Origin of the sequence: Halomonas sp. 7T, assembly GCF_025643255.1 — a bacterium.
In the GTDB taxonomy this organism is placed as follows: Bacteria; Pseudomonadota; Gammaproteobacteria; order Pseudomonadales; family Halomonadaceae; genus Vreelandella.
In genome coordinates, this window is sequence record NZ_CP087112.1 from 1146291 (window position 1) to 1170154 (window position 23864).

Here is a 23864-nt window from a genome sequence, read left to right on the forward strand (position 1 = left end):
ATGAGATGCACATAACGATGGTGTGGCTTGGTGGTTCTTTGAGGAGTTTTTATGAATGCTAATAATCCAATATCGAAACGGCGATTTTTGTTGATATCAGGTACAAGCTATTCGTTAGTTAATTTTCGGGGGCCGCTGGTGCAGGCGCTGATTAACGCAGGGCTAGAAGTGCATACAGCCGCCCCTGGGCTTTTTGAGGATACAAAGACTTGCCAACAGCTTGAAGCATGGGGTGCAATTACTCACGACTACCCAATGCAGAGAGCGGGTCTTAATCCGCTAAAAGACATTTTAACCCTACAGTCACTTTACCAGTTGATGCGTACCGTTCGGCCTGACATGGTGCTTGGTTACACTATCAAACCAGTTGTTTATGGCATGTTGGCCGCGTGGCTGGCTAGGGTTCCTAAGCGCTATGCGCTCATTACAGGCCTAGGTTACGCTTTTGCAGGCCAGGCTAGTGGTAAGCGTGCCTTAGTCTTTCACGTAGTGCGTCGTCTTTATGCGGCAGCGCTAAATAGGGCAGACAAAGTATTTTTCCAAAACCCAGATGATGAATCTCTTTTTCGTGAGCTGGGGATACTGCGTAAGAAAGTGCCTTCGCAAGTGCTTAATGGATCTGGGGTAGATATGGCGCATTTTGCGCTAGCTTCTTTGCCCCCTGGGCCACCGCGCTTTCTACTGATTGCCCGCTTACTAGGCGACAAAGGTGTGCGCCAATACGCTAGTGCTGCGCGTCGAATCAAACAGCAGCATCCTGAAATGGTATTTCAGCTGGCCGGCGATATTGATAGTAATCCCGATACAATTGCTCAGGAGGAGCTAGATGCGTGGGTAAACGAAGGCTCAATCCAGCACTTAGGTTGGCTTGATGATGTGCGACCCGCCATCGCTAATTGCAGCGTTTACGTACTCCCCAGCTATTACCGAGAAGGCACCCCACGCTCAGTATTAGAAGCTATGTCGATGGGGCGGGCGGTGATCACTACTGATGCGCCTGGTTGTCGAGAAACAGTTCTTGAGGGCGAAAACGGTTACTTGATACCGGTAAGAAACGTTGATGCGCTTGTTAGCGCCATGCAGCACTTTATTGATTGTCCAGCGCGGGTGAAAGCTATGGGGCAGCGTTCTCATGAAATAGCTGAAGAGAGGTACGATGTCCATAAGGTTAATGCTGTAATGCTGCAGGCGATGGGGGTAGTGACGCCAGAAGAAAACACGACAGAAGAAATTCGAGAGGTCTCTTCTACTGAAAATTTAATATCACATATATCATAAAAAGAACTCCTTTTGCATACATTGCTTACTAAATAGTGTATCCACTAATACGGCATTATCATCCTTAAAAAAGAGGAAATGTATTGATATGCCCCTTTTTTCGGTGATCGTACCCGTCAATAACAAAATAGCAACCTTGTCAACCTCGTTAGAATGTTTGTATCGTCAAACCTTCAGAGATTTTGAGGTCATTGCTATAGATGATGGTTCCACGGATGGCTCTCTTGACGTACTTATTCAGCATGAAAAAGCAGGATTATTGCGTCTTTTTCAGCAAGACTCGATGGGTGGCGGGGATTATGCTTCTTATAACTTAGGAGCAGATAAAGCTAAGGGGCATTGGTTGGTTTTTTATGATGCTAAAGGAATCATGCTACTTGATCACTTATCTTGTTTTGCTAATGATATCGCACACAACCCAGGTATAGAGCTTTTTTTTAACGCTTACCAAAAAATACAAGGACAGAGCCGATTACCCTACTTAAAAGGAATGCCTTTTGAGCGTCTTAGTCGTTTTGAAGCCTTAAGAGCTCTGGCACGCTTTGACTTTATTCATATAAATGGTGTTTGTATAAGTAGAGATCGATTCGTTTCGTTGGGTTGCTTTCCTGCAGGGTATTATCGTCGTAGTAGCGATGTCTATTTTTGGTTAAAAGTGTTATGTGAACTAAGAACTGTTCATTATAACGCTACTGTTACGAGCTTGTGGTTAATTAAGCACGAAAATTCTATTAATGACATGCGTCAGGTTTTTGAATTGCCTCCAGCACTTCAACTTTTTAAGGAGTATAACTCAAAACTGACACGTAGTGAGCTGCGGCAATTTCGACGAGCGATAAATCGTAAAGTTATTTCAAGAGCCGTTCAGAAAAAAAAGCTAGGACAGTCGGTATGCTTAGATTTAAAAGCTTTGGAATTAAGCGCGATGAGCATGCGGTTATGGATAAATGCCGCCTCACTATTAGTGCCGCAGCCTTATTATGACCGGCTTTGTAGCCGTATTAAATAATCGGTTACACGACGTATGGGTATGCATTAAAAATAGTAAACAAATTTAATACTATGATTTTTTTAATTGATAATCATAGATTGATGGAAAAGTAAATATTAACGCGTGTAAAATCAACAGTACTTGCGATCGTTGTTACTAATTAATTGAGGTGAAGCCATGGAGAAATCTCAATGCAAATAATATTTAAGTCCTATGGCGACCTAGGTAGAGATATTAACAAAAATTTCGAGAAGTTCTCAGGGGATTGGGATTTAGTAGTGGGTATACCAAGAAGTGGTATGGTACCAGCTTATATGATTGCGCTCGCACTGAATGTAAATTGTACGGATATTTCTTCCTGGGTAAATAATTACCCACTAAAAAAAGGGATGACGCGCGGGCTGAAAAATGAATTGACATTACCTTGGGAAGCGAAAAAAGTACTTATTGTAGATGATAGTATAATGTCCGGTAACTCGTTAAAAAGTGAAATCGAAGCACTTCCTGCGTGGCTATCATCCCGGGCATCAACTCTGGCCGTATACTCTAGCAAGCCCTTCAGAAAAGATGTAGATATTGTGCTTGAGTTTGTTCCCCATCCAAGAGCTTTCGAGTGGAATATCTTTCATCATAAAGTTATAAGTAGATCCTGCATCAGTTTGGAAGGAATGATAAAAAAAAGTGAAGAAGAAAATAATAAAAATGAAATTAATTTTCGTTATATACCCTCGGGTCTTATTGATACCATCGTTTCTTGTCAAAGTAAATCAAAGCGTCAAGAAGTGGAATCGCTTCTGGCCGAGAGGGGAGTTTCATACCGAGAGCTTGTCATGTCCGATAGCGAAGATAACGTTATGACGTTAGAAAATCTCATCAATTTTAAAGTGGGAAAGTTCACGGATTCATCCTCAGATTTGTTTATCGAATACGATTCCTATCAGGCAAGAATTATATGTCAAGAAGCAAAAAAACCTGTTTTCTGTATAAAAGATAACTGTATGTATAATCCTGGAGATGAACTTGGAAGCCGTTTTTTTAAAAATAAAGTAAAATCATTAATGTGGAAAGTAGTTAATGTCAAAGTTCGCAAACAAGGGTTGTTTATGTAGTTACTCCTACATAAAGAGAGTCTAGAAGTTTGATATCTAACTATAAGAGTTTGTACTTTCTTTATCACCATTAATTCTTGATTGATAAGCTTGCTTCATGCTGCGGAGGTGACTGATGGGGCAGATGAAAATCTCTGTCATTATGACTGTTAAGAATGGCGAAAAGTTTCTGGAATCCTGCCTTTCTTCGGTGTTTACTCAGACACTCCTTCCCCAAGAAGTTGTAGTGGTTAACGATGGGTCCGACGATGATACTTGGGATATGCTCATTAGGTTGCAAAATGTGGCTCCCATACCGGTTCATCTAATCGATACGCAGAGCATTGGGCGTTCAAAGGCGCTGAATCTTGCTGTTAGTCATGCTAAGTGCCGATGGCTAGCCAATATTGATGCTGATGATAAGTGGTTACCGGAAAAATTGGAAAAACAGGCCTTGGCCCTTGATATATTTCCAGATGCGGCGTTGGTTGTTACTGCTAGTCAAACGGTTTATGGAGAGGGAGTAGGTGAATCGCAGATTAAAGAAGACTTCAAAGTTACTCCAATGGGGCCTGAGAGCTTTTATATTCGAAATCCGATCAATCACAGTTCAATCTTGTTTTCTAGACAGTTTTTTGACCAGATTGGCGGGTATAACGAATCCTTGTCCCGACAGGTTGATATTGATTTATGGATACGAGCGCTTAAAAAAGGTCACATATTTTACCGGGTAGACTTACCTCTGACGATCAAGCGGCTCCACGATGGCCAGAGTTTTGAAGTGGGTAATCGTTTAGGATATACATTTAATTCATTCAAGATTAGTTTGAAGAAGCTGCGGCAACTTAACGCTCCTTTCTATTATTTTCCTATTCCTTTTTTAAGGTTTGCTTATAATAATATCCCAAGAAATATTCGACGTTATTTTAAAAATTAGCAACTACACGATTTGCTAGGGTGTAACAAAAGCTATAGTTTTTTAAGTAATGTAAGTGTTACAAATGGGGAATACCAATGTACTATAGATCATATGGAAATTTGAGTGAGGATATCTCCGCGTCCCTGTTTCGTATCCATGGAAAGGGCTATGACTTGGTTGTTGGAATTCCCCGAAGCGGTATGATTCCTGCAAGCATGATTGCTTTGGGCCTGCATATCGATGTGATAGGGTTACCCGATTTTGTTGCTAACCAAACACTTAAAACTCGTTTGGGAAATAAAAATGAAGGGAAAATAAATACTGCATGGAATGCAAACAAAATACTTCTTGTAGATGATAGCGTCATTACTGGGCGTACTATGCAGGAAGCACTTAGTGCCATTCCTGATGAATGCCCTTGTAAAATCGATACCCTTGCAATTTATGTAGATCGCGGCAGTAGCCAACATGTCGATATTTCCTTGTCCACTTTAGAATCGCCGCGAGTTTTTCAGTGGAACCTTTTCACGCCTGCAACTCTGTCCCGGGCATGCGTTGATATTGATGGCGTACTATGCGTTGACCCTATGCCCAGTCAGAACGATGACGGTGAAAAGTATATTGATTTCTTGAAAAATGCTGATCCTCTTTTTTTGCCCGCAGGGAAAATAGGCTGCTTGGTAACTAATCGCTTAGAAAAGTACCGTAGTCAGACGGAATCATGGCTTAAACAGCAGGGTATTGATTATGATCATTTAGTCATGCTGGACCTGCCCTCGAAGGATGAGCGTAAGCGCCTGGGTGATCGCTCTTTGCACAAGGGTTTATTCTACAAAAAACACAATTATAATTTTTTTATCGAGAGCAGTTCTTGGCAGGCTAAAAATATTGTAAAAATTTCGGGAAAAGCAGTGTACTGCTGTGAAGACAACCGTATTTACACTCCAACAAATGAAGCCTCTATGAACAACGATCGAGGGTATTCTACTAAATATATTTTTCATGTATTAAAAAAAAGGGTTGTCTCTAAATTTTCACGGCCAATCAAATCGATATTAAGAAAAAGTATTCACTGAAAAAGTAATCGTTTTGATAGCCAATTCTCAAATCTGATGATATCTATTTTAGATTTAATGCGTTTTAGTTAAAGCTTTTATTAATCGGAAGTCACCAAGCGCTTATCGGAATAGGTCAGTATTATTAAATCGATGGTATGTCTTTCTATATATTTTCCTATAAGCTGTATTTTTATTAATAGTTAGCCATTTTTTATATATGCCTATCTTACATTAAGGTGATTGGTCATGACGCAAATAATATCTCTCTCAAAAAGCTGGGCTGGTCGTCTATATAGACCTTCATTTAAGTCTCGTCTCTTTGTGAAAGGCGTATTTAGCTACCAGATAGATAAAGTTGAAAAATCGCTTTTTGTAGAGGTGGTAGGCTGCCCGGGGATAGGTAAGAGTACTTTGCTTAATTATTTTGAAGATCAAGGTCTCATTGAAAAAGTATTTTTTACTAAACTATGGAGCGCTAGGTTTAAAAGTAATGCAGACATCGATACTGCTTATAGACAAATAATAAAGTATAAAACTAAAAACCTAGATAACAAAAAAGAAAAAATTAAGTATATTAGAAACACTATTGTCCCCAAAGCAATGGATAAATTTGTTGAAAATGAGCAAAACGCATCTATATTTTTAGTGGATGAAGGACTTTTTCATCATTTTAAATATGAAATTAGTGAAAATTGGAAAGAAAATGAAACTTTGTTTACTAAGCTGATGAATAGAAGAGTGCTTATACATATGATAGCGCGCCCTGAAGTTATAGCTGAGCGAATTTTGAAGCGGTATAGAGAGACTGGGAAAATTTTGCCTTATTATAGAAATAAACGAGAGTGGGAAATTGCGCAATATTGCAATAAAGCTCAAGAGAAAAGAAAAGAAGTGATGAGTGAATTTGAAAAAAAAGGAATCCCTGTGCTGTCGGTTGATGCTGAGGAGAGTGCTCAAACAATAGCACGTAACATTGATGGCTATATTAAAGAGCTAATGATCCACGGTTAATTGTTTGCCATAATATAATTTCTATTATATAGATAAGGAGCATTTATGTATGCTTTTTCAGTAATAGTGCCTGTACATAACAAAGCTACTACTCTGTTAGACTCGCTCTCTTGTCTGTATGAACAAACGTTTAAGAATTTTGAAATTATAGTGATAGATGATGCGTCAACGGATGCATCACTTAATATCTTATTAGATGAAGAGCGCAAGGGTAAAATAAAATTATTTCAACGGGATAAACCCGGCCCCGGCGGATATGCAGCCAGAAACTATGGCGCAGAAAAAGCAACCTCTAACTGGTTAGTCTTTTTTGACGCAGATGACCTACTTGACAAAGATCATATTGCGAAGTTTTCTGATGCCATTGCTAAAAATCCAAATATCGAATTATTTGTTAATGCCTTTCAAAAAATGAAAGGTAATAAACTTGTTCCCCAAAGTGATATTTTAAAGACTGGTGTGTTTAATCGTCAAGACGCATTGTCTGCATTTTCACGCTCTGATTTTATCCATATGAACGGTGCATGCATACAGCGTGATCGATTCTTCGAGCTCGGTGGATTTCCTGTTGGTCGATACCAACGTGCCGGCGATGTTTATTTTTGGTTAAAAGCATTATGCTATTTCAAAAAAGTTCATTATGATGCCACCGTTACAAGTTATTGGTTACTAGATAATAGTGGTGTTGTAAGGAATAAGAATAATGTGATTCATGTTCATCCTTGCTTCGATTTAAAGAAAGAGTGTGAAGTTGGTCTATCATGGAATGAAAAACGCTATTTAAAAGCGTCAATTAACCGAAAAATACTTGCGTGGGCAGTAGAAAAAAAGAAAGTGGGAAAGTCAATTAAACAGGATGTTGCTGCCTTAATGTTATTCAGTATGCGACCTCGTCAATGGCTTACCTTAGTATCATTATCAATTCCTCAACCTTATTATGAAAAATTGCGGGAAAGCTTTTTATAAGTCTTTTTTAAATTAACTCTTTACTAACTCCCATCTTTGGCTCCAATTTTTTTGTATTAGTTTCACAGAAATGGATTCTGCTAATCTTCAAGGAGGGACTGTGACTAAAACATTTGACATTTATGCTCGTGACAATAGCTATCGCTATGACATTCAGGGGATTCGTGCTATTGGAGCAATGCTAGTACTAATTTTTCATATCTGGTTTCAGAAAGTATCCGGTGGCGTCGATGTGTTTTTTGTCGTATCAGGTTACTTGATGACGGGCATATTGTTGCGTCAATATGCCAAAGATGAAAAACTGAAAATTCTACAGTTTTGGGCGAACATTGTAAAAAGAGTAACGCCATCTGCCTATGTAGTATTAGTATCAACATTGCTACTTAGCTACTTTTTTATTTCTCCGGTGTATTGGATAGCAACTATTCATGAGTTTATTCTTAGTGCAGGTCATTTAGAAAACATTTTGTTAATGAGGCGAGAAGTTGATTACTTACAAAGTGGAGATCCTGCAAGCCCCTTTCAACAGTATTGGGCGTTATCAATCCAGATTCAGTTCTATGCATTTCTTCCTTTTTTGATGGTTCCTTTATTATATATATCAAGCAAAATGAAGTCGCTAACGCCTTTGATTTCGGGTGTTTTTGCAGTAATTTCCGCTTCTTTTATTTATTCAGTTTTCTCTACCATAGTGGCGCCTAGCACTGCCTATTTTAATCCTTTAGGTAGGGTTTGGGAGTTTTTGGCCGGCTCTATGGTTGCTGTAATTTTGCCGCATCTAAAGTTAAGTAAAGACCTTTCTGTTATATTTTCTTTAGTAGGTTTTGTGGTGCTTATAAGTGTTGGTGTCGTGATTCCCAGGGGCTGGAATTTTCCAGGCTATATTGCGCTGCTACCAGTTTTTGCCGCTATATTTTTGATTGTTTCAGGTAGCGCCATTGAACATAAGTCAATAGTTAATAGTCTGTTAACTAACAAGTATCTTGTTATGCTGGGTGCCATGTCTTTCACTATCTACCTTTGGCATTGGCCAGTATTAGTTTTTTTTCAAAATTATTATGAGACGGTAGATTTAGGTTTTATGAAAGGCACTATTGTTATTTTTTTAGGGATAATTCTTGCTGTTATAACTACGTCATTAATTGAGCGCCCATTTAGAAAAATACCTAAGAATAAGACTTGGCTAGCCTTTGCCACCGGGCTTGTTTTTTTTATCCCTTCCGTGGCACTTGGGCTAAGTGTAAAGTATTATTTTGAAAACCTTTATGATGTGGATCCGGTATTTAACAAAAGGTTTTTTTATGAGGCAGGTGTTTACATACAAGATGATGCTACTGAACTTGATTATCGGTATGTTACTGCTGTTTCTAAAGATTTAAGTGAGGCTATGGAAAAAGAAAACAATTGTGCTACACAAGCAAGCGACTCAGATATTATACTGTGTGAATTTGGAGATACTAACGCCGAAAATATCATTGCACTTGTAGGTGGCTCACATGTTGGTCAATGGGAGCCTTTTTTTACTAGCCTAGCTGAGCAACACGGTTTTAAGTTAGTAACTATATTGAAGCACTCATGTTCTTTAGGTTATAAAATCGTAGAGAATAACCCAACATGTGATGACTGGAATGCAGGTATCGTTGATTATTTAAGTAATATCAATCCTGCTGTCGTTGTAACAAATTCAACGAGATCTAACCGCTTTCGTAAAAATAGGTTAGTTCGTAACGATCCGACTGAGTATGTGCCGGCTGGATATGTTCAAAAATGGCAGGAAATAACCGCTTTAGGTATTCCCGTCATTGGTATTAGAGACAACCCTTGGTTTGAGAATGACCCAAGCTATTGTGTGTGGAAAAACCGAGAGGATGCCAGTCAATGTGCACGCCCAGTTGAAGAGGTTTTGTTACAAACCAACCCCGCAGAAGAGTATGTAGGTGAAATACCCTTATTTATTTCGGTAGATTTCACTGAAATGATATGTGACGAGGGCTTGTGCCCTGCATATTTTGATGGAAGGTTAATGTGGTCAGACACCCATCACTTGACGCGTACTTACTTAGAATATGTTACTCCAAGTTTAAAAGAATTGCTTCAAAGACAAACTTCTTTTTTTCAGAACTTTGGGGACTGAGCTGATTTTATTCATCTTGCGATGCCTGTTTTATTTTTGATATTAGGTTTCAGCGTTAGACTTACTGGTAAAGATTTATATGTTACCTCATTAGGAACTATTTATCTGGTAAGTTTTTATACTCGCCTGGAGTCAATCAGACATTAGAAGGAAATGTGACGTTTAACGGAAGCCTGATTTCTCAATTCTGAGCTGTAGCTTCGCTAGTCTAATTGCCGAAAATGGCTGTCAATGTCAAAAAGTTTGGTGATTAAAATGTCATTTTTAGAAAAAAATATAGAACACAGTGTTTTAAGCGATAATGTTAGTGTGGAAAAAGTTATTGGCTGCCCACGGGTATCGGTGGTTGTGCCTACCTATTATGATTGGGATCGCTTACAAAAATGTATTGACGCGCTAAGCAAGCAGTCGTTTCCTCAAGATCAATTTGAGGTGATCATTGTTAATAACGCACTTGATGACGTTGTTCCAGCGAATCTTTTGCTTTCTGAAAACGTCAGTTTGATTAAAGAAGGCAAGCCTGGCTCTTATGCAGCTAGGAACGCGGCGTTAAAAATTGCACAAGGTGATATATTAGCATTTACTGACTCTGATTGTATTCCTGATCCTTTCTGGCTTGAATCCGCCGTTGCTCGACTTGAACAGGGGGCAGAGCTTGTTGCTGGCAAGATAGAACTTTTTTTTAAAACTGATAAGCTTACAATTGTTGAAATTTATGAAAAAGCGTTTGCTTTTGATCAAGAAAAATACGTTACCGTCGGCGGCTCAGCAACAGCAAATATGGTCACCTGGTCCAGGCATTTTGAGACGGTTGGACATTTTAACGATGCCCTTATGTCCGGTGGTGATGTTGAGTGGGGCAGACGGGCTAATGAGAAAGGTATCGTCATTGAGTATGCTTCTGAAGTGATAGTTAATCATCCCGCTCGCTCTGATATTAAAGCGATGCTCAAGAAAAAAAGACGGTTGCTCGGCGGAGAGATAAATAAAAACAAGCAAAGTTCAAAGAATAATTTTATTTTAACTTTGATCAAAGGGTGTCTCCCTCCACGTAAAGCTTTGAAGCTATTCCTGCAGAAGGACCTTACGTTTAAAGAAAAATTATTAGCCTATCTGTTGTGTTACTTCCTCAAGGTGTACTCTACTGTTTACCGGTTGGCTTTATTGTTAGGCTTGGCTAAACCAAAAAGGTCATAACGGTATGGAGTTATTATAAAGTAGTATATTAGTTAGATGTAAGTCAGTATAAGCCAAATGCCTAGGGCAATGTTTTATACAAAACATTGTCCTAGGCATTTTTTTAATATTTAGCCGTTTTTACTACGCCGTAGATAATATAGTGATTAATCCTGCCTGTTGGTTACGAAGTGGAGCAACTGAGCTCGCTGGGCCTTGGCGGCTGACTATTTACGCTGCTGTTCAGTAAAACGCTGCATCGTTTCTAGCGTTTCATCGCTCACATGGTGCTCCATTCCTTCTGCGTCAATACGTGCTGTGCCGTCATTAACGCCTAATGCACGTAGGAAGTTTAGTACCACATCGTGTCTTGCCCGAGAGGTTTTCGCCATTTTCTCGCCTTCCTCTGTCAAGAAAAGAGAGCGATAGGGCTTATTGGTGACTAAGCCTTGGTCATTTAAACGTCGAATCATTTTGGATACTGTGGCTTGGCTGACAGCCATGCGAGCGGCAATGTCGGCTGCTCTTGCTTCTCCGCGATGTCGGATGAGATCGCCAATCAACTCAACATAGTCTTCAATCAGCTCGGTCTCATGTGCATTGCGTACAGTCGCATATTGTTGCGCGTGCTGCTCCACGGGTGGGAGAGCATCGCTGCTGAGGCTGTTTGTAGACGATCGCCGCTGTTGGGAGTCACTCATTGGCAAATATTATCAAGGTTAGTGGAAACGTTAATTGGTGATAGTAGCGTATTTTTGTGGATAATTGTTAGCCAAGGCTAAACTATTTGCACAAAGCTTTTTCGGTGCGCTACAGTGGTTAGCAACCAGAGATTAGCATAGCGGAGATCGATGATGAGCAAGCTACACATGGGGATATTGCTTGGTGCGTCACTGGCCTGGAGTACTGCCAATGCTGAGGTCAACGAGCTACATGAGCCACCCATTAACGTTGCTGTCACATTTTCGGTTCTAGGCGATTTAGTTAAAAAAGTAGCGGGTGATGATGCGCATGTATCTGTATTAACACCGGTGAACGCTGAAGTGCACGAATGGGAGCTCTCTCCTGATAATTTTGCTTCGCTCGAAGATGCCGATTTAGTATTTTACAACGGCTACCAATTGGAGCAATGGATGCGCCAAGTAGAGGCCACCATTGAAGAAAATGTACCTATGATTGCCGTAGCGGAAGCATCCGGTTTTCCAACGCAATCTATTGTTACAGGTGAAATGGAAGGGGATATAGACCCTCATCTATGGATGGATCCCCGCGCCGCTGCTGCTTATATACACGTAATCGCCAGTGCTTTTGAGGAGCTGTTGCCGCAGCAGGCGGAACAGATTCAGCAGCGAGCGTTATCCTTAGAAGAACAGCTGCATGATTTGCATGTGGAGTTACAAGAGGCGTTAGAGGTCATTCCTGAAGAGCGCAGAGTCCTGCTTTCCAGTGAAGCGGCGTTTCTTTATTTTGCCGACGCTTATCAGTTTGAGCATGATGGTATCTGGGGAACCAACGCTGAAACCGAAGGGTCGCCTAGGCAGCTTATGCGTGTTATCGATATGATTAACGAGCGACAGCCGTCAGCGTTATTTTGGGAGAGCACTATTTCCGATCGTCATGTAACCAGCATTGCGCGAGATACAGGCTTGCAAGTAGCAGGGCCGCTCTACGTTGACTCACTGAGTGAGCCGACGGGTGAAGCCGCTGATTATTTTGCAATGCAACGCCATAATGTAGCGTTGTTGCGTCACTATTTAGCTGCTGAGTAAATGACTATGACGCCCCGGTCTGACAGCGCTTTAACGGCGATTGATATTAGAGGGCTTTATGCTGCCTATCATCGCCAGCCAGTGCTGGAGAATATCAACCTTTCGCTTCCCGCTGGAAAGTGGACCGCGATTGTTGGCCCTAATGGAGCAGGTAAATCGACGCTTTTCCATGTGTTGACCGGCAGCATGAAACCGCTGCGAGGACGAGTAGATGCCTTTGGTGAGCCGATTGCCTTTCAGCGAAAAGCGGGCAATATCGCTTATATGGCTCAGCGAGAAGCGATTGAATGGGATTTTCCCATTTCAGTATGGGAAACCGTGATGGGTGGCCGTTACGGGCACATGCGCAACGACTCCCTTTGGCGACGCCTGCTCCCGGCTCGCTGGTATGCGCCTGTGCATCGTGAGGTCGTTCATAGCGCGCTAGAGGATGTGAATATGCTAGCGCTGGCCGATCGGCCTATCGGAGCGCTTTCAGGTGGGCAAAAAAAGCGCGTACTTCTCGCCCGGACTCTGGCCCAGCAGGCAAAAATTCTGTTGTTAGATGAGCCGTTAGCAGGCGTGGATCCCCCTAGTGAACGACTCATCTTAGACGTCCTAAAACGCGAGCGTGAGGCAGGACGTACGGTCATCATGGTGACGCATGACATGCCCGGTGCGCGCCGCAATGTTGACCATGTGGTGTTAATCAACCGTGTTGTACGCGGTTCGGGTAAACCCGAAGATATGCTTAGTGACGCTAGATTAGCTGAACTCGCGGTCAGCTCTGGCGAGCTATCGAGTGACGATCAAGCGCTACGACCGAGAGCTATTTCAGTCACGCAAGGATAAGGCATGACCGAATTATTGTTAATCTTACACGCCTTTAGTGATGCATTGGTGAGTGGTCTAATTGCTGCTTTGATGCTGTTGGTCAACTTGTTGCCCGACAGCATATCGGGCGCGTTTCAATATGCCTTTATGCAGCGGGCGCTGCTGACCTCTATTATGGTGGGGGCTATTTGCGGGATGCTCTCTTGCTATGTCGTCCTCAAGCGCTGGTCGCTATTAGGCGATGCAATTTCCCACGCCGTGTTGCCCGGTGTTGCTATAGCGTACCTGTTGGGACTGCCTTTTTTTATCGGTGCGTTTGTCACAGGGGCTTTAACATCGCTGGGCATTGGTGCGATTGAGCGCCACACGCGAATAAAATCTGATGCTGCGATGGGTATTATGTTCACGGGTGCTTTTGCGCTCGGGATTGTGCTTATCAGTAAGATCGCCTCAAGCACCCACTTAATGCACATCCTGTTTGGGAATGTGCTCGGTGTGCAGCAGTCTGCGCTGTTATTAACACTAGCCGCCAGCGTGGTGGCGTTAATCGTCGTTTGGCTCGCCTTTAGACCGTTAATGCTGTACGCATTTGACCCTACTCAAGCCCAGGCCCTTGGCTTCAATACCGGTATCATCCATTACGGTTTGATACTGTTGCTGACGTTGACTATTGTGGCGAGCCTGGAAACCGTTGGCATTATTCTAGTCGTAGCGATGCTGATTACGCCGGGAGCTACTGCCCATCTTTTAACTGACCGTTTTAAAACCATGCTGCTCTTGTCAGTGGGCGTCGGGGTAGGGTCAGCGGTGTTGGGTTTGTACCTTTCGTTCGCGTTTGATGTTGCCTCTGGCGGTACCATTGTGCTGGTAGCAACAAGCTGTTTCTTTACGGCGCTACTCTTTTCACCTAAACACGGCGTACTGATGCGCAAGTGGCGCCATCGCCAAGTGGATGTACAGCCCTTGGACTGAACGATCGTGTGTTTGGCGCCAATCAAGGTTGAGTGGTTTGAGTATCTGATAACCAATCAAGTATTAAGTGGTGATAATCGACAATGCCGATAACCTGATGCTGGGCATCTACGACAGGGGCGAGCGATAATCCGAACTGTTCAAATAAACGTGCGCAGTAGCGGATGTTCATTTCCGGACGTACGGTAACAACAGGTTTTGTCATTATTTCATATAAATTGACACGTTCGGGTGGGCGGCTTGGAGACAGCACTTTCTTGGCGATGTCGGACGGTAAAACGATACCTAGCTCATCCTTTTCATTGCGCCGATTGATAATAATGACAGAGGCCTGGCGCTGGCGCAGCAGGGCCAAACCCTCGGCAACCGTTACAAAGCCATCAACCGCAATAAAGTGGCTATGCATGGCATCGCGTGCGGTGCGTTCGGTTAGGGAGGGCATGGTTAGCGAAGATGTGGAAAGTGTCATTGTGAATTCCTTAAGCGTTATAAAGGCTGAGTTAACGACTCTGATAGCGATTTGATCTGGTGCTTAACGCCAACGGCATCTTCCACATCAATTTGGAACGCAATGCCCGTGCCGGGCGTTTCATCAAACTCGCCTACCTGTTGAATCGCTTCCAATATATGCCGGCTGATGTGTTCCTCAGCTAAAAAAAGCAGGACATCTCGCTGGGCAGTGATCTCCATTCCAAAAATGCCTCGTGCTTTTTTAAGCCCTTCGCCCCGTGCATTGTTGATAACGGTTGCGCCAGTAGCCCCAGCGTCGCGGGCGGCCTGCAGAATGTCATCGCTGAGTTCATCTTCAACCATCGCTACAATCAATTTAAAGCGCATTACTGTCTCCTTTACTTTCTTGAATGCTATTCCCAGGCATATTGGTAGCAGGCCGTTTTCTGTTGTCTTGCCATTGGGCTATCTGGGCGTAACCCATCACTGTAATAATAGGGAACAAGCAGGCAAGTGCTATCATGCCAAAACCATCCATTAGCGGGCTGCGGCCAGGAATAGCGGAAGCCAAGCCAAGCCCAAGCGCCGCAATAATAGGCACCGTAATGGTCGATGTGGTAACGCCACCTGAGTCAAAGGCAAGCGGAATGATAGAGCGTGGTGAGCGAAGGGTTTGCAGGATGACTAAACAGTAAGCCACTAGCACGAACCAATGTAGCGGCCAACCCATGACAATTCGCCACGTACCAAGCGTAATCCCAAATGCCATACCAAGTGCCACGGCAATCCGCAGCATCAAGGGGTTAATGGTGCCGCCCGATATTTCGCCTGCCTTAATGGAAACAGCAATAAGTGAGGGTTCGGCAATCGTTGTGCTGGCACCGATCGCAAATGCGAACACATAAACCCAGTAGTAGTCGCTCCAGTGGCGCTGTGCACCCTCGGCAAGCGCAGGTAAAAAGCTTGCTTCGGTTAACTGAGTGGCCATTAGCTCACCCATAGGAAAAAGGGCCTGTTCTAAACCGACTAAAAAAAACGATAACCCGACCCAGACCATTAGGAAGCCCGCGAGTACCTGGGGGAGTCGTTTAACCGGTTTACGAATGACAAGATACTGAAAGCCAAAAATAATGGCGGCTATCGGCAGAATATCGCGCAGTGTTTCCCAAAACGTAATGAGTAAGCTCATACAGCGCCTTCCATTAAGCTCAAGCCAAAAATGCCGAATAACAGTACAAAGATAATCGGCATCACCGAGGCAAAGGCGATAAGACCAAAGCCGTCCAGCATGGGGTTACGTCCTTTAATTGATGATGCAAGACCAACGCCCAGCGCGGTCACTAGCGGTACAGTAATGGTGGAGGTGGTAACGCCGCCAGAGTCATAGGCAATACCTACCAATTCGCTGGGTGCCACCAGCGTCAGTAGCAGAACAATGACATAACCGGCAATAATCATTAGGTGTAGCGGCCAGCCTTTAAAAATCCTTAATACTCCCACCACAACGGCTGTTCCCACGGAGGCCGCGACCACCATGCGAAGCGTAAAGGCAAAAGAGGTTTGCGCGCTGGGTGTATCAGCAATTAAGCCACTTTGTGACACGACTTCCCCAGCCCGCGCGGCGACCGCAATAAGCGCAGGTTCTGCCACCGTTGAGCCAAAGCCCAAAGCAAAAGCAAACACCAATAGCCACGCTACGGAGCCTTTCTGCACAAATGCGCGTGCTAAATTTTCACCTAATGGAAAGAGGCCAAGCTCAAGCCCTTTGATGAAAAGGGCTAGCCCCATGACAACAAAAAGAAGCCCTAAAAAGAGATCAAGTAGTGCTAGCGTGTCGGGCAAAGGCTGCCGAATCACTATCAGCTGAAAAAAGCCCATGACTAATACAACAGGCGCCAGATCGCGTAGGCTATCTCTCAGTTGGTGTGAGAAAGAGAGTAAGAAATTCATCAGGGATCCATGAGGTTTTTGTCTTAAATAGCGTTATTTAGGTAGTTTACTCAGAGCGTTATGTCGTCGTCTTGATCCTGCTCATGATTAAATCGTGTTGATTGGGTTATTGATAACTACAATCTAGTGGGGCCAGCAATAGCACAGGGGTCATGCGCCGTTTGCCTGGCACCTTTTTAAGTGCGTCCTCGTTACTACCTTCTAATGCAGGGAGCCGGTTAATGTCAGCACATTCCAGCGATGTGATTGAAAATCGAACGTTTGACGAAATAAAAGTGGGCGATAGGGCATTCCTGGAAAAACGCTTGACCATGGATGATATCAAACTGTTTGCCATTATGTCGGGAGATATCAACCCTTCGCATGTGGACGATGACTATGCGAAAAGAAGCCGCTTTCAAGAAGTGGTTGCTCACGGAATGTGGGGCGGAGCGCTTATCTCTACGGTGCTGGGAACGGAACTGCCTGGGCCTGGTACTATTTACCTAGGTCAAACGCTGCGTTTTAGGGCACCGGTTCGCTTGGGTGATGTGCTGCATGTGGCGGTTAAGGTGACGGAAAAACAGTCACGTAACCATCACGTAATATTCGCCTGCGAATGCCGAAATCAGCATGGCGACATTGTGATTGAGGGCGAAGCGGAGGTGCTGGCGCCTACTGAAAAAATCCGCCGTCCCCGTGCAGAACTTCCTGCTATTCGGCTCTCTGAGCGGGGGCGGCTCCATGAGATTCTCACCGCCGCTGACCATCCTGCGCCATTACGTATGGCTGTCGTCCATCCCGTGGATGAGAGCTCTATAAGAGGCGCGGTCGAGGCTGCTGCGCAGCGGTTAATTGTGCCTGTGCTTGTTGGGCCTAAGGCTAAAATTGAGGCAGCGGCGAATGCGGCTGATGTTGATATTAGTGCGTTCGAGCTGATCGATACCCCACATAGCCATGCCGCTGCGGCCAAGGCGGTGGCGTTGGCACGGGATGGCCAAGTAGATGCACTAATGAAAGGCTCGTTGCCTACAAGCGAACTGCTGCACGAGGTGGTTAAACGGGAAGGGGGACTGCGCACCGAGCGCTGCCTGAGCCATGTGATGGCATTTGATGTGCCTACTTACCCGCGTCCGCTATTCATTACCGATGCCGCCATTACTATTTATCCTACGTTGGAACAAAAACGCGACATTATCCAAAATGCCGTGGAGCTCGCCCATGCGCTGGGTAATGACAATCCCAAGGTGGCTATTCTCTCGGCGGTAGAAACGATTAATCCAAAGATTATTTCTACGCTTGATGCGGCGGCACTGTGCAAAATGGCGGATAGGGGTCAGATCACCGGTGCAACGCTGGATGGCCCGCTTGCGTTCGATAATGCCGTATCGGAAGCGGCAGCCAAAACCAAGGGTATTCATTCTTCCGTGGCAGGGCAGGCCGATATCTTATTAGCGCCTGACTTGGAAGCCGCCAACATGCTCATGAAACAATTAAGCCACCTGGCTGATGCAACGGGGGCTGGGCTTGTGGTTGGTGCCCGGGTGCCGATTGTGTTAACGAGCCGTGCTGATGATGCGTTAACGCGAATGGCTTCCTGCGCACTAGCGCTGTTGCTGGCCGACTATCAGCAACAGCAGAGCAACGCATTAAAGGGCGAGTAAGCGGTTATGCAAATAATGGTGATCAACAGTGGTTCATCGAGCATCAAGTTTGGGCTTTATCTGGCGCCGAATGAAGCGCCGCTGACCCTTGACGCGCTAACGCTGAAGGTTGAAGGACACTTTTCTGGCATTGGGAGCCGTGGGCGTGAAGCCGTTCGCCTAAACGATGCCCAAGGTGAGGCTCTCTCGTTAGGTGGCTTAGCGCCATCCGCCACTCATGAAGAGGCATTGTCATCGTTGATGGCGTGGCTAGAGGCCGATGAGAACGGCTCAATAGCAGCAATCGGTCACCGAGTTGTGCACGGTGGGCGTGACTATCAGGCGCCTATTAAGGTGGCAGCAGAGCAACTAGACGCGTTAAGTGAGCTAAACAGTTTGGCACCGTTACATCAACCTCATGGGCTAGCGCCTATTAAGCAATTAGTGCAGCGCTATCCGGACGTCGCCCAAATTGCCTGTTTCGACACGGCGTTCCACGCTGAGCAGCCTAGCGTGGCGCGCCATTTTGCCCTGCCGCGTGAGCTTACCCAAAAAGGGCTAATTCGGTACGGTTTTCACGGCCTCTCTTATGACTATATCAGCCGTGTACTGGATAGCTACTTACCTGAGGAGGCGAGTAAACAGCGCATTATTGTGGCGCACTTAGGCAACGGGGCTAGTTTATGCGCGCTGCAGAATAGGCGCAGTGTGGCATCGACAATGGGCTTTACAGCGCTAGAAGGGCTGCCTATGGGCACGCGCTCAGGCAGCGTCGACCCTGGTTTAGTGTTGCACCTCATTCAGCGAGAAGGCATGTCGCCTGAAGAGGTGGAAACGATGCTTTATAAGCGTTCAGGGTTGCTCGGTGTTTCGGATATCAGTGGCGATGTCCGAGAGCTGCTGGAAAGCGACGCCCCAGAGGCTGAAGAGGCGCTATCGCTTTATGCTTACCGAATCGCTCGGGAAATAGGCAGTCTAGCCGCCGCCTTGGGTGGGCTGGATCAGCTTATTTTCACCGCTGGGGTAGGCGAAAATGCCGCGTATATACGTGAGCAGGTAGTGAAGCAGTGTGCTTGGCTGGGAGTTGCTCTAGACAGCAGCGCTAACGCCCTTCATGCGGCCCGTATTTCACCCGCGTGTAGTAAGGTGGGCGCGTGGATAATACCCACCGATGAAGCGCGAATGATGGCTTGGTACTGCGCGCAGTTTATGCACCAACGCTCAGCATAAGCGACTCCCTAAGAGAAGTAGCGAGCCATCCAGCGTTTGCCAGCCCCACCAGGCAAGTGCAATCCCGCCTGCGGCTAACGCGGCCGCTAAAAGCATGGCGGCTACTGTCATGGTGCTTTTCATAACGTCACCTGTGAATGTGCTGGGCGAGCAAGCGGCTTTTCGCTAATAAACCAATGCAACGCTGCGGCGGCTAGGGAAAGTATGATCGAAATTTGCCAAACAGTATCATAGTGCCCCGTAAGGTCGTACATATAGCCACCCAGCCAAACGCCCATAAATGAACCGAGTTGGTGAAACAAGAAAACAATACCGCCCAGCATGGATAAATGACGGACACCAAACACCGAAGCGACTATTCCATTGGTGAGCGGCACGGTTGAAAGCCATAGCAGCCCCATCACGATACCAAACACATAGGCGCTAGTCGCCGTTAGCGGAAGGACAATAAACGCTGCAATAACCGCGCCGCGAATCAGATAAAGCCAGCTCAGCAGGCGCGGTTTAGACCATATGCCGCCTAGCCAGCCTGCCGTGTAGGTGCCCACTATGTTAAACAGCCCCACCAGTGCCAATACCGTGGTGCCAACTTGTACTGAAAGACCGTTATCAAAAAGATAACCAGGCAAGTGAACCGCAATAAACACAACCTGAAAACCGCACACGAAGAACCCCAGGCAGAGTAGCCAAAAGCCTTTCTGGCTTGCCGCTTCATTGAGGGCGTCGCGTAGACTTAAGTCGCCGAGTGCTTTAGGCGATGGGCGATCCTTGAGCATGGCGCCAAGTGGAATCATAAATGCCGCAATGGCGCCCATGGCCAGTAGTGCTGCCGACCAGCCTAGCCACTCAATGAGCCCTAGCGTTCCAGGCAGCATGGCAAACTGGCCAAACGAACCCGCTGCGCTGACAATCCCCATCGCCATACTGCGCTTTTCTGGAGCGACTGCGCGCCCCACGGCGCCTAAAATGACCGAGAATGTGGTTCCAGAAAGGCCGAGACCGATCAGTAACCCCGCGCTCAGCGTCATCCCTAGCGCGCTGGTCGAAAGGCTCATAAAACAGAGCCCAAGGACGTAGAGTATGCCGCTTATAGCGATAATTCTGGCGGCGCCAAAACGATCCGCCAGTGCGCCGGTAAAAGGCTGAGAAAGCCCCCAGATAAGATTTTGCACGGCTAGCGCAAAGGCAAATACCCCACGTCCCCAACCAAAATCACTGCTCATGGGTTCAATAAAGAGTCCAAATCCATGGCGAAGCCCCATGGCGGTAGATATGACGAGGCTCGCCAGTAAAATGAAAAGCAGCGTTTTTTGCCTTGAGGTAGCCATGTTAAGTCTCGTTATTTTGGGCTGAGGATTAGAGGTTTATAGGCACACGAATACGAATGCCGTTAGCCTACTTACTATCGCATGGCTTGACTGGATTTAGAAACTACCAAATAGCGTGCCGAGGGTAATAACGCTCACCAGTGCCGCGATAGGTAACGCAATGGTAACCATTGCTAAGTGACCGTACGACTGCCGGTGCGTTAAGCCGCAAATAGCCAGCAGGGTAATCACCGCGCCTGAGTGGGGCAGGGTATCCATGCCGCCTGCTGCAAGCGTTGCAACCCGATGCATCAGCTCTGGATTAATTCCTGCCTGTGCCGCCATCATTAAGTATTCGCTGCCTAGGGTTTCAAGGGCAATGGATAGCCCGCCTGAAGAGGAGCCGGTAATGCCTGCTAACACGCTCATCGCCAGCGCTTCGGAAACGAGTGGGTTACCCGGTGAGATATTCAGTACGGCATCGCGAATAATCGCAAACCCGGCGAGGCTAGCGATCACCGCTCCGTAGCCTACTTCTGATGCGGTATTGAAGATGGGTAATAAAGAGCCAAAACAGCCCTTGTTAATGGTCTCCTTGAGGTTTTCCCAGTGCCGCCAATGGCTAATAATCAACCAGCTAGAAGCACTCAGCAGAGCAATTAAAATTGCCCACAGTCCTGTTTGCCGGCTAGGCGTTACATTCTCAAAGGCATCGCTCATAAAGCTAAGGTCCATGGCGGGAAAAACGCCGTAGGTAAAGAGCGCGTTAAGGCCAATCACCATCACCAGCGGTATTAGTGCTACTACTAGCGGCATAGAGGGCATGGCAGCGATGTTATCGGTTGCGTCGGCCTCGCGTTCGGTATGCTGGCCATAACCTTCGTGATTGGCCGCTGCTTTTTTAACGCGAGATTGTAGGTAAGAAATGCCAAGCCCTAACATAATGAGCCCAGCAATGATGCCCAGGCCGGGAGCTGCAAAGCTATTTGTAACGAAATAGGGAATAGGAATAGCGTTTTGGATGGCTGGCGTACCTGGCAGTGCTGTCATGGTGAACGTAAAAGAACCAAGAGCAATCGACGCAGGAATCAAGCGCTTAGGCACGTTGGCTTGGCGAAACAGCTCGCGGCTAATCGGATATATGGCGAAGGCCACAACAAAGAGTGAGACGCCGCCATAGGTTAATACCGCGCATGCAATCACTACAGTGAGCACCACATGATGGGTGCCCAAGCGCTTAACAATACCATTTGAAATAGATTGAGCAGCCCCTGAGTCTGCCATTAGCTGACCAAAGAGTGCACCCAGCAAAAAGAGGGGGAAAAATTGAATAACATAGTTCCCCAGCGCTTTCATAAAGGTGTCGGTGTAAATAGGGAGTAAGAAGGCGACGTCTCCTGAAAGAAGCACTGCCAGAGAGGCCATCAGCGGTGCCAGCAGCAGGACTGAGATGCCCCGATAGGCGAGAAACATCAGTAAGACGAGTGAAATGATAATAGCCAGCATGCCCATGTAGGCTCCTGATAAGTTTGTAAAAACTAAATTAGTGATTATCGCGCGTACAGAAAGGCAGGCATACTAAGGGGCATGTTGCAAAGCAGCAATGGTTATTAGACTAAAGTCGATGCTTGGGCGAGTAAAACAGCGCTAGATAGAGCGGTCAGAGGGCTAGATTGCTCCACTGCGTTTTAGTTAGTGCCTGCTTAAGTGGCTTTCATCTGGTAGTATTTGCCACCTTCAGCGGTAACGACCTTACAATTGCTCTGGGTATTTCCATGAATGCAGTCATTATTGCAGTGCTAGTGATGGTGGCACTGTCGCTTCTACGTGTGTCTGTTGTATTTGCGCTGGTAGTCGGTGCGTTAGTTGGCGGGCTGATTGGGGGATTGTCGCTTGATGAAACGCTTAGTGCCTTTAACGAAGGTGTCGGTGGCGGTGCTCAGGTGGCGCTAGCCTATGCAACGTTGGGTGCTTTTGCCGTGGCGATTTCTCGCTCGGGATTACCCGACATGCTGGCTAACCGGCTTATTACGATGCTGGGCAAGGAGGCGTCGGTGGTTCATCAAGCGCGAGTGAAAACACTGCTGTTAGTAGCCGTGCTGTTGGTGGCTATTTCATCGCAGAACGCCATTCCAGTTCACATCGCGTTTATTCCGGTGCTCATTCCTCCGCTACTTGCCGTCATGAACCGGCTTCAGCTGGACCGCCGTGCAGTTGCCTGCGCGCTTACCTTCGGCTTAACAGCGCCCTATATGCTTTTGCCCGTTGGCTTTGGTGCCATTTTTTTGAACGACATTTTGCTAGCCAACTTAAACAGTGCTGGGGAACAGCTGGGGTTAGAAATCACCAGAAGTATGGTGCCGATGGCGATGGCAATACCCGTAGGTGGCATGGCCATTGGCTTAGTGGTTGCGCTGTTGTTTAGCTACCGTGGCCAGCGCCACTATGCGAGCAAAGCGTTGGTCGCGAATGCCCACCAACAGGCGCCAACGCCTGCTGAGCCCCATGTGTTGGGGTTGATTATGTCGGGTGTCGCTATCGTAGCAGCACTGGGTTTGCAGCTTTATACCGGTTCAATGATCGTGGGCGGGTTAGTGGGTATTGGCTTACTTTCGCTAGGCGGTATTTTTAAATGGCGCGAGGCGGATGACCTGTTTACCAGCGGTATGCGTATGATGGCGCTGATTGGGTTTATCATGATTTCAGCGGCGGGCTTTGCCGAGGTAATGAAAACCACCGGCGATATCGAGTCTCTGGTAGAGGGTGCCTTCGATCTGTTTGGCGATAACCGTGGGCTAGCCGCCTTGGTGATGCTGTTGGTAGGTCTTTTCATTACGCTGGGTATTGGTTCTTCGTTTTCTACTATTCCGATCATTGCCGCTATTTTCGTGCCGCTGGCTGTTCAGTTTGGCTTTTCGCCCATGGCAACCGTCGTGCTGGTGGGGACCGCTGCAGCATTGGGGGATGCAGGCTCGCCTGCATCGGACTCCACCTTAGGGCCAACGTCGGGTTTAAACGTTGATGGCCAGCACGACCACATGTGGGACAGCGTGGTGCCGACTTTCTTGCACTATAATATTCCGCTGATCGCGTTTGGCTGGCTGGCGGCCATGTCGTTATAAACGAGAGT

Annotated in this window: 23 protein-coding genes; 15 read left to right on the forward strand and 8 right to left on the reverse strand. The window is 46.0% G+C overall.

Features of this window, described 5'->3' with window-relative positions; all coding sequences use genetic code 11:
• Positions 1 to 51: 51 nt before the first annotated feature.
• From LOS15_RS05215 to LOS15_RS05255, 9 genes are all read left to right on the forward strand, one after another.
• Complete coding sequence (locus LOS15_RS05215) at positions 52 to 1278, forward strand: glycosyltransferase family 4 protein (protein WP_263068590.1); 1227 nt, start codon at positions 52 to 54, stop codon at positions 1276 to 1278.
• Between the two features lie 88 nt (positions 1279 to 1366).
• The gene (locus LOS15_RS05220; RefSeq protein ID WP_263068592.1) at positions 1367 to 2287 is read left to right on the forward strand and encodes a glycosyltransferase family A protein; all 921 of its coding nucleotides are present in this window, start codon (positions 1367 to 1369) and stop codon (positions 2285 to 2287) included.
• A gap of 173 nt (positions 2288 to 2460) precedes the next feature.
• Positions 2461 to 3378, forward strand: coding sequence for a phosphoribosyltransferase (locus LOS15_RS05225; protein ID WP_263068593.1), 918 nt, complete (start codon positions 2461 to 2463; stop codon positions 3376 to 3378).
• A gap of 115 nt (positions 3379 to 3493) precedes the next feature.
• Positions 3494 to 4294 carry a glycosyltransferase family 2 protein gene (locus LOS15_RS05230; RefSeq protein ID WP_263068594.1) on the forward strand — a complete coding sequence of 267 codons (801 nt, stop codon included), beginning with the start codon at positions 3494 to 3496 and terminating at the stop codon, positions 4292 to 4294.
• Positions 4295 to 4371: 77 nt separating this feature from the next.
• Positions 4372 to 5352, forward strand: a complete 981-nt coding sequence (locus LOS15_RS05235; protein ID WP_263068595.1) for a phosphoribosyltransferase family protein — start codon at positions 4372 to 4374, stop codon at positions 5350 to 5352.
• A gap of 228 nt (positions 5353 to 5580) precedes the next feature.
• Positions 5581 to 6345 carry an ATP-binding protein gene (locus tag LOS15_RS05240; RefSeq protein WP_263068596.1) on the forward strand — a complete coding sequence of 255 codons (765 nt, stop codon included), beginning with the start codon at positions 5581 to 5583 and terminating at the stop codon, positions 6343 to 6345.
• Positions 6346 to 6390: 45 nt separating this feature from the next.
• Positions 6391 to 7311 carry a glycosyltransferase family A protein gene (locus LOS15_RS05245; protein WP_263068597.1) on the forward strand — a complete coding sequence of 307 codons (921 nt, stop codon included), beginning with the start codon at positions 6391 to 6393 and terminating at the stop codon, positions 7309 to 7311.
• Between the two features lie 100 nt (positions 7312 to 7411).
• Positions 7412 to 9445, forward strand: coding sequence for an acyltransferase family protein (locus LOS15_RS05250; protein WP_263068598.1), 2034 nt, complete (start codon positions 7412 to 7414; stop codon positions 9443 to 9445).
• Between the two features lie 255 nt (positions 9446 to 9700).
• Positions 9701 to 10642 (forward strand): glycosyltransferase, encoded by a 942-nt coding sequence (locus LOS15_RS05255; protein WP_263068599.1) that lies wholly within the window; start codon positions 9701 to 9703, stop codon positions 10640 to 10642.
• A 206-nt stretch (positions 10643 to 10848) separates the two neighbouring features.
• On the opposite strand, the gene mntR is transcribed toward LOS15_RS05255, so the two are convergent.
• Entirely contained in the window at positions 10849 to 11322 is a 474-nt protein-coding gene (gene mntR, locus LOS15_RS05260; RefSeq protein ID WP_263068601.1) for a manganese-binding transcriptional regulator MntR, read from the reverse strand.
• Between the two features lie 153 nt (positions 11323 to 11475).
• Here mntR and LOS15_RS05265 point away from each other — a divergent pair, with 153 nt between their 5' ends.
• From LOS15_RS05265 to LOS15_RS05275, 3 genes are read left to right on the forward strand one after another with little or no spacing between them, the layout of a single operon-like run.
• A complete protein-coding gene (locus tag LOS15_RS05265) occupies positions 11476 to 12390 on the forward strand; it encodes a metal ABC transporter substrate-binding protein (RefSeq protein WP_263068602.1) in 915 nt (304 codons plus the stop codon).
• Positions 12391 to 13221, forward strand: a complete 831-nt coding sequence (locus LOS15_RS05270; RefSeq protein ID WP_263068604.1) for a metal ABC transporter ATP-binding protein — start codon at positions 12391 to 12393, stop codon at positions 13219 to 13221. It begins immediately after the preceding gene.
• Positions 13222 to 13224: 3 nt separating this feature from the next.
• Positions 13225 to 14175, forward strand: a complete 951-nt coding sequence (locus LOS15_RS05275; protein WP_317629633.1) for a metal ABC transporter permease — start codon at positions 13225 to 13227, stop codon at positions 14173 to 14175.
• A 22-nt stretch (positions 14176 to 14197) separates the two neighbouring features.
• Here LOS15_RS05275 and LOS15_RS05280 read toward each other — a convergent pair whose 3' ends face one another.
• From LOS15_RS05280 to LOS15_RS05295, 4 genes are read right to left on the reverse strand one after another with little or no spacing between them, the layout of a single operon-like run.
• Entirely contained in the window at positions 14198 to 14644 is a 447-nt protein-coding gene (locus LOS15_RS05280) for a CBS domain-containing protein (protein ID WP_263068605.1), read from the reverse strand.
• Positions 14645 to 14661: 17 nt separating this feature from the next.
• Positions 14662 to 15012, reverse strand: a complete 351-nt coding sequence (locus LOS15_RS05285) for a P-II family nitrogen regulator (RefSeq protein WP_263068606.1) — start codon at positions 15010 to 15012, stop codon at positions 14662 to 14664.
• Entirely contained in the window at positions 15002 to 15814 is an 813-nt protein-coding gene (umpB, locus tag LOS15_RS05290) for a Na,Li,K/H(+) antiporter subunit UmpB (protein ID WP_263068608.1), read from the reverse strand. The genes LOS15_RS05285 and umpB overlap by 11 nt, the downstream gene beginning before the upstream one ends.
• The gene (locus LOS15_RS05295; protein ID WP_263068609.1) at positions 15811 to 16575 is read right to left on the reverse strand and encodes a DUF1538 domain-containing protein; all 765 of its coding nucleotides are present in this window, start codon (positions 16573 to 16575) and stop codon (positions 15811 to 15813) included. Before LOS15_RS05295 ends, umpB begins: the two co-directional genes overlap by 4 nt.
• A 221-nt stretch (positions 16576 to 16796) precedes the next feature.
• On the opposite strand from LOS15_RS05295, the gene LOS15_RS05300 reads away from it, so the two are divergent.
• Both LOS15_RS05300 and LOS15_RS05305 read left to right on the forward strand, forming a co-directional pair.
• Complete coding sequence (locus LOS15_RS05300) at positions 16797 to 18218, forward strand: bifunctional enoyl-CoA hydratase/phosphate acetyltransferase (protein ID WP_263068611.1); 1422 nt, start codon at positions 16797 to 16799, stop codon at positions 18216 to 18218.
• Positions 18219 to 18224: 6 nt separating this feature from the next.
• Entirely contained in the window at positions 18225 to 19427 is a 1203-nt protein-coding gene (locus tag LOS15_RS05305; RefSeq protein ID WP_263068612.1) for an acetate/propionate family kinase, read from the forward strand.
• Here the strand turns inward: LOS15_RS05305 and LOS15_RS05310 are convergent.
• From LOS15_RS05310 to LOS15_RS05320, 3 genes are all read right to left on the reverse strand, one after another.
• A complete protein-coding gene (locus LOS15_RS05310) occupies positions 19419 to 19550 on the reverse strand; it encodes a hypothetical protein (RefSeq protein ID WP_263068613.1) in 132 nt (43 codons plus the stop codon). The genes LOS15_RS05305 and LOS15_RS05310 overlap by 9 nt on opposite strands.
• Positions 19547 to 20755, reverse strand: a complete 1209-nt coding sequence (locus LOS15_RS05315) for an MFS transporter (RefSeq protein ID WP_263068615.1) — start codon at positions 20753 to 20755, stop codon at positions 19547 to 19549. The genes LOS15_RS05310 and LOS15_RS05315 overlap by 4 nt, the downstream gene beginning before the upstream one ends.
• Before the next feature lie 96 nt (positions 20756 to 20851).
• Positions 20852 to 22246, reverse strand: a complete 1395-nt coding sequence (locus tag LOS15_RS05320; protein WP_263068616.1) for a GntP family permease — start codon at positions 22244 to 22246, stop codon at positions 20852 to 20854.
• Positions 22247 to 22509: 263 nt separating this feature from the next.
• Between LOS15_RS05320 and LOS15_RS05325 the strand changes: the two genes are divergently transcribed.
• Positions 22510 to 23856 (forward strand): Na+/H+ antiporter family protein, encoded by a 1347-nt coding sequence (locus LOS15_RS05325; RefSeq protein WP_263068617.1) that lies wholly within the window; start codon positions 22510 to 22512, stop codon positions 23854 to 23856.
• Positions 23857 to 23864: the final 8 nt, after the last annotated feature.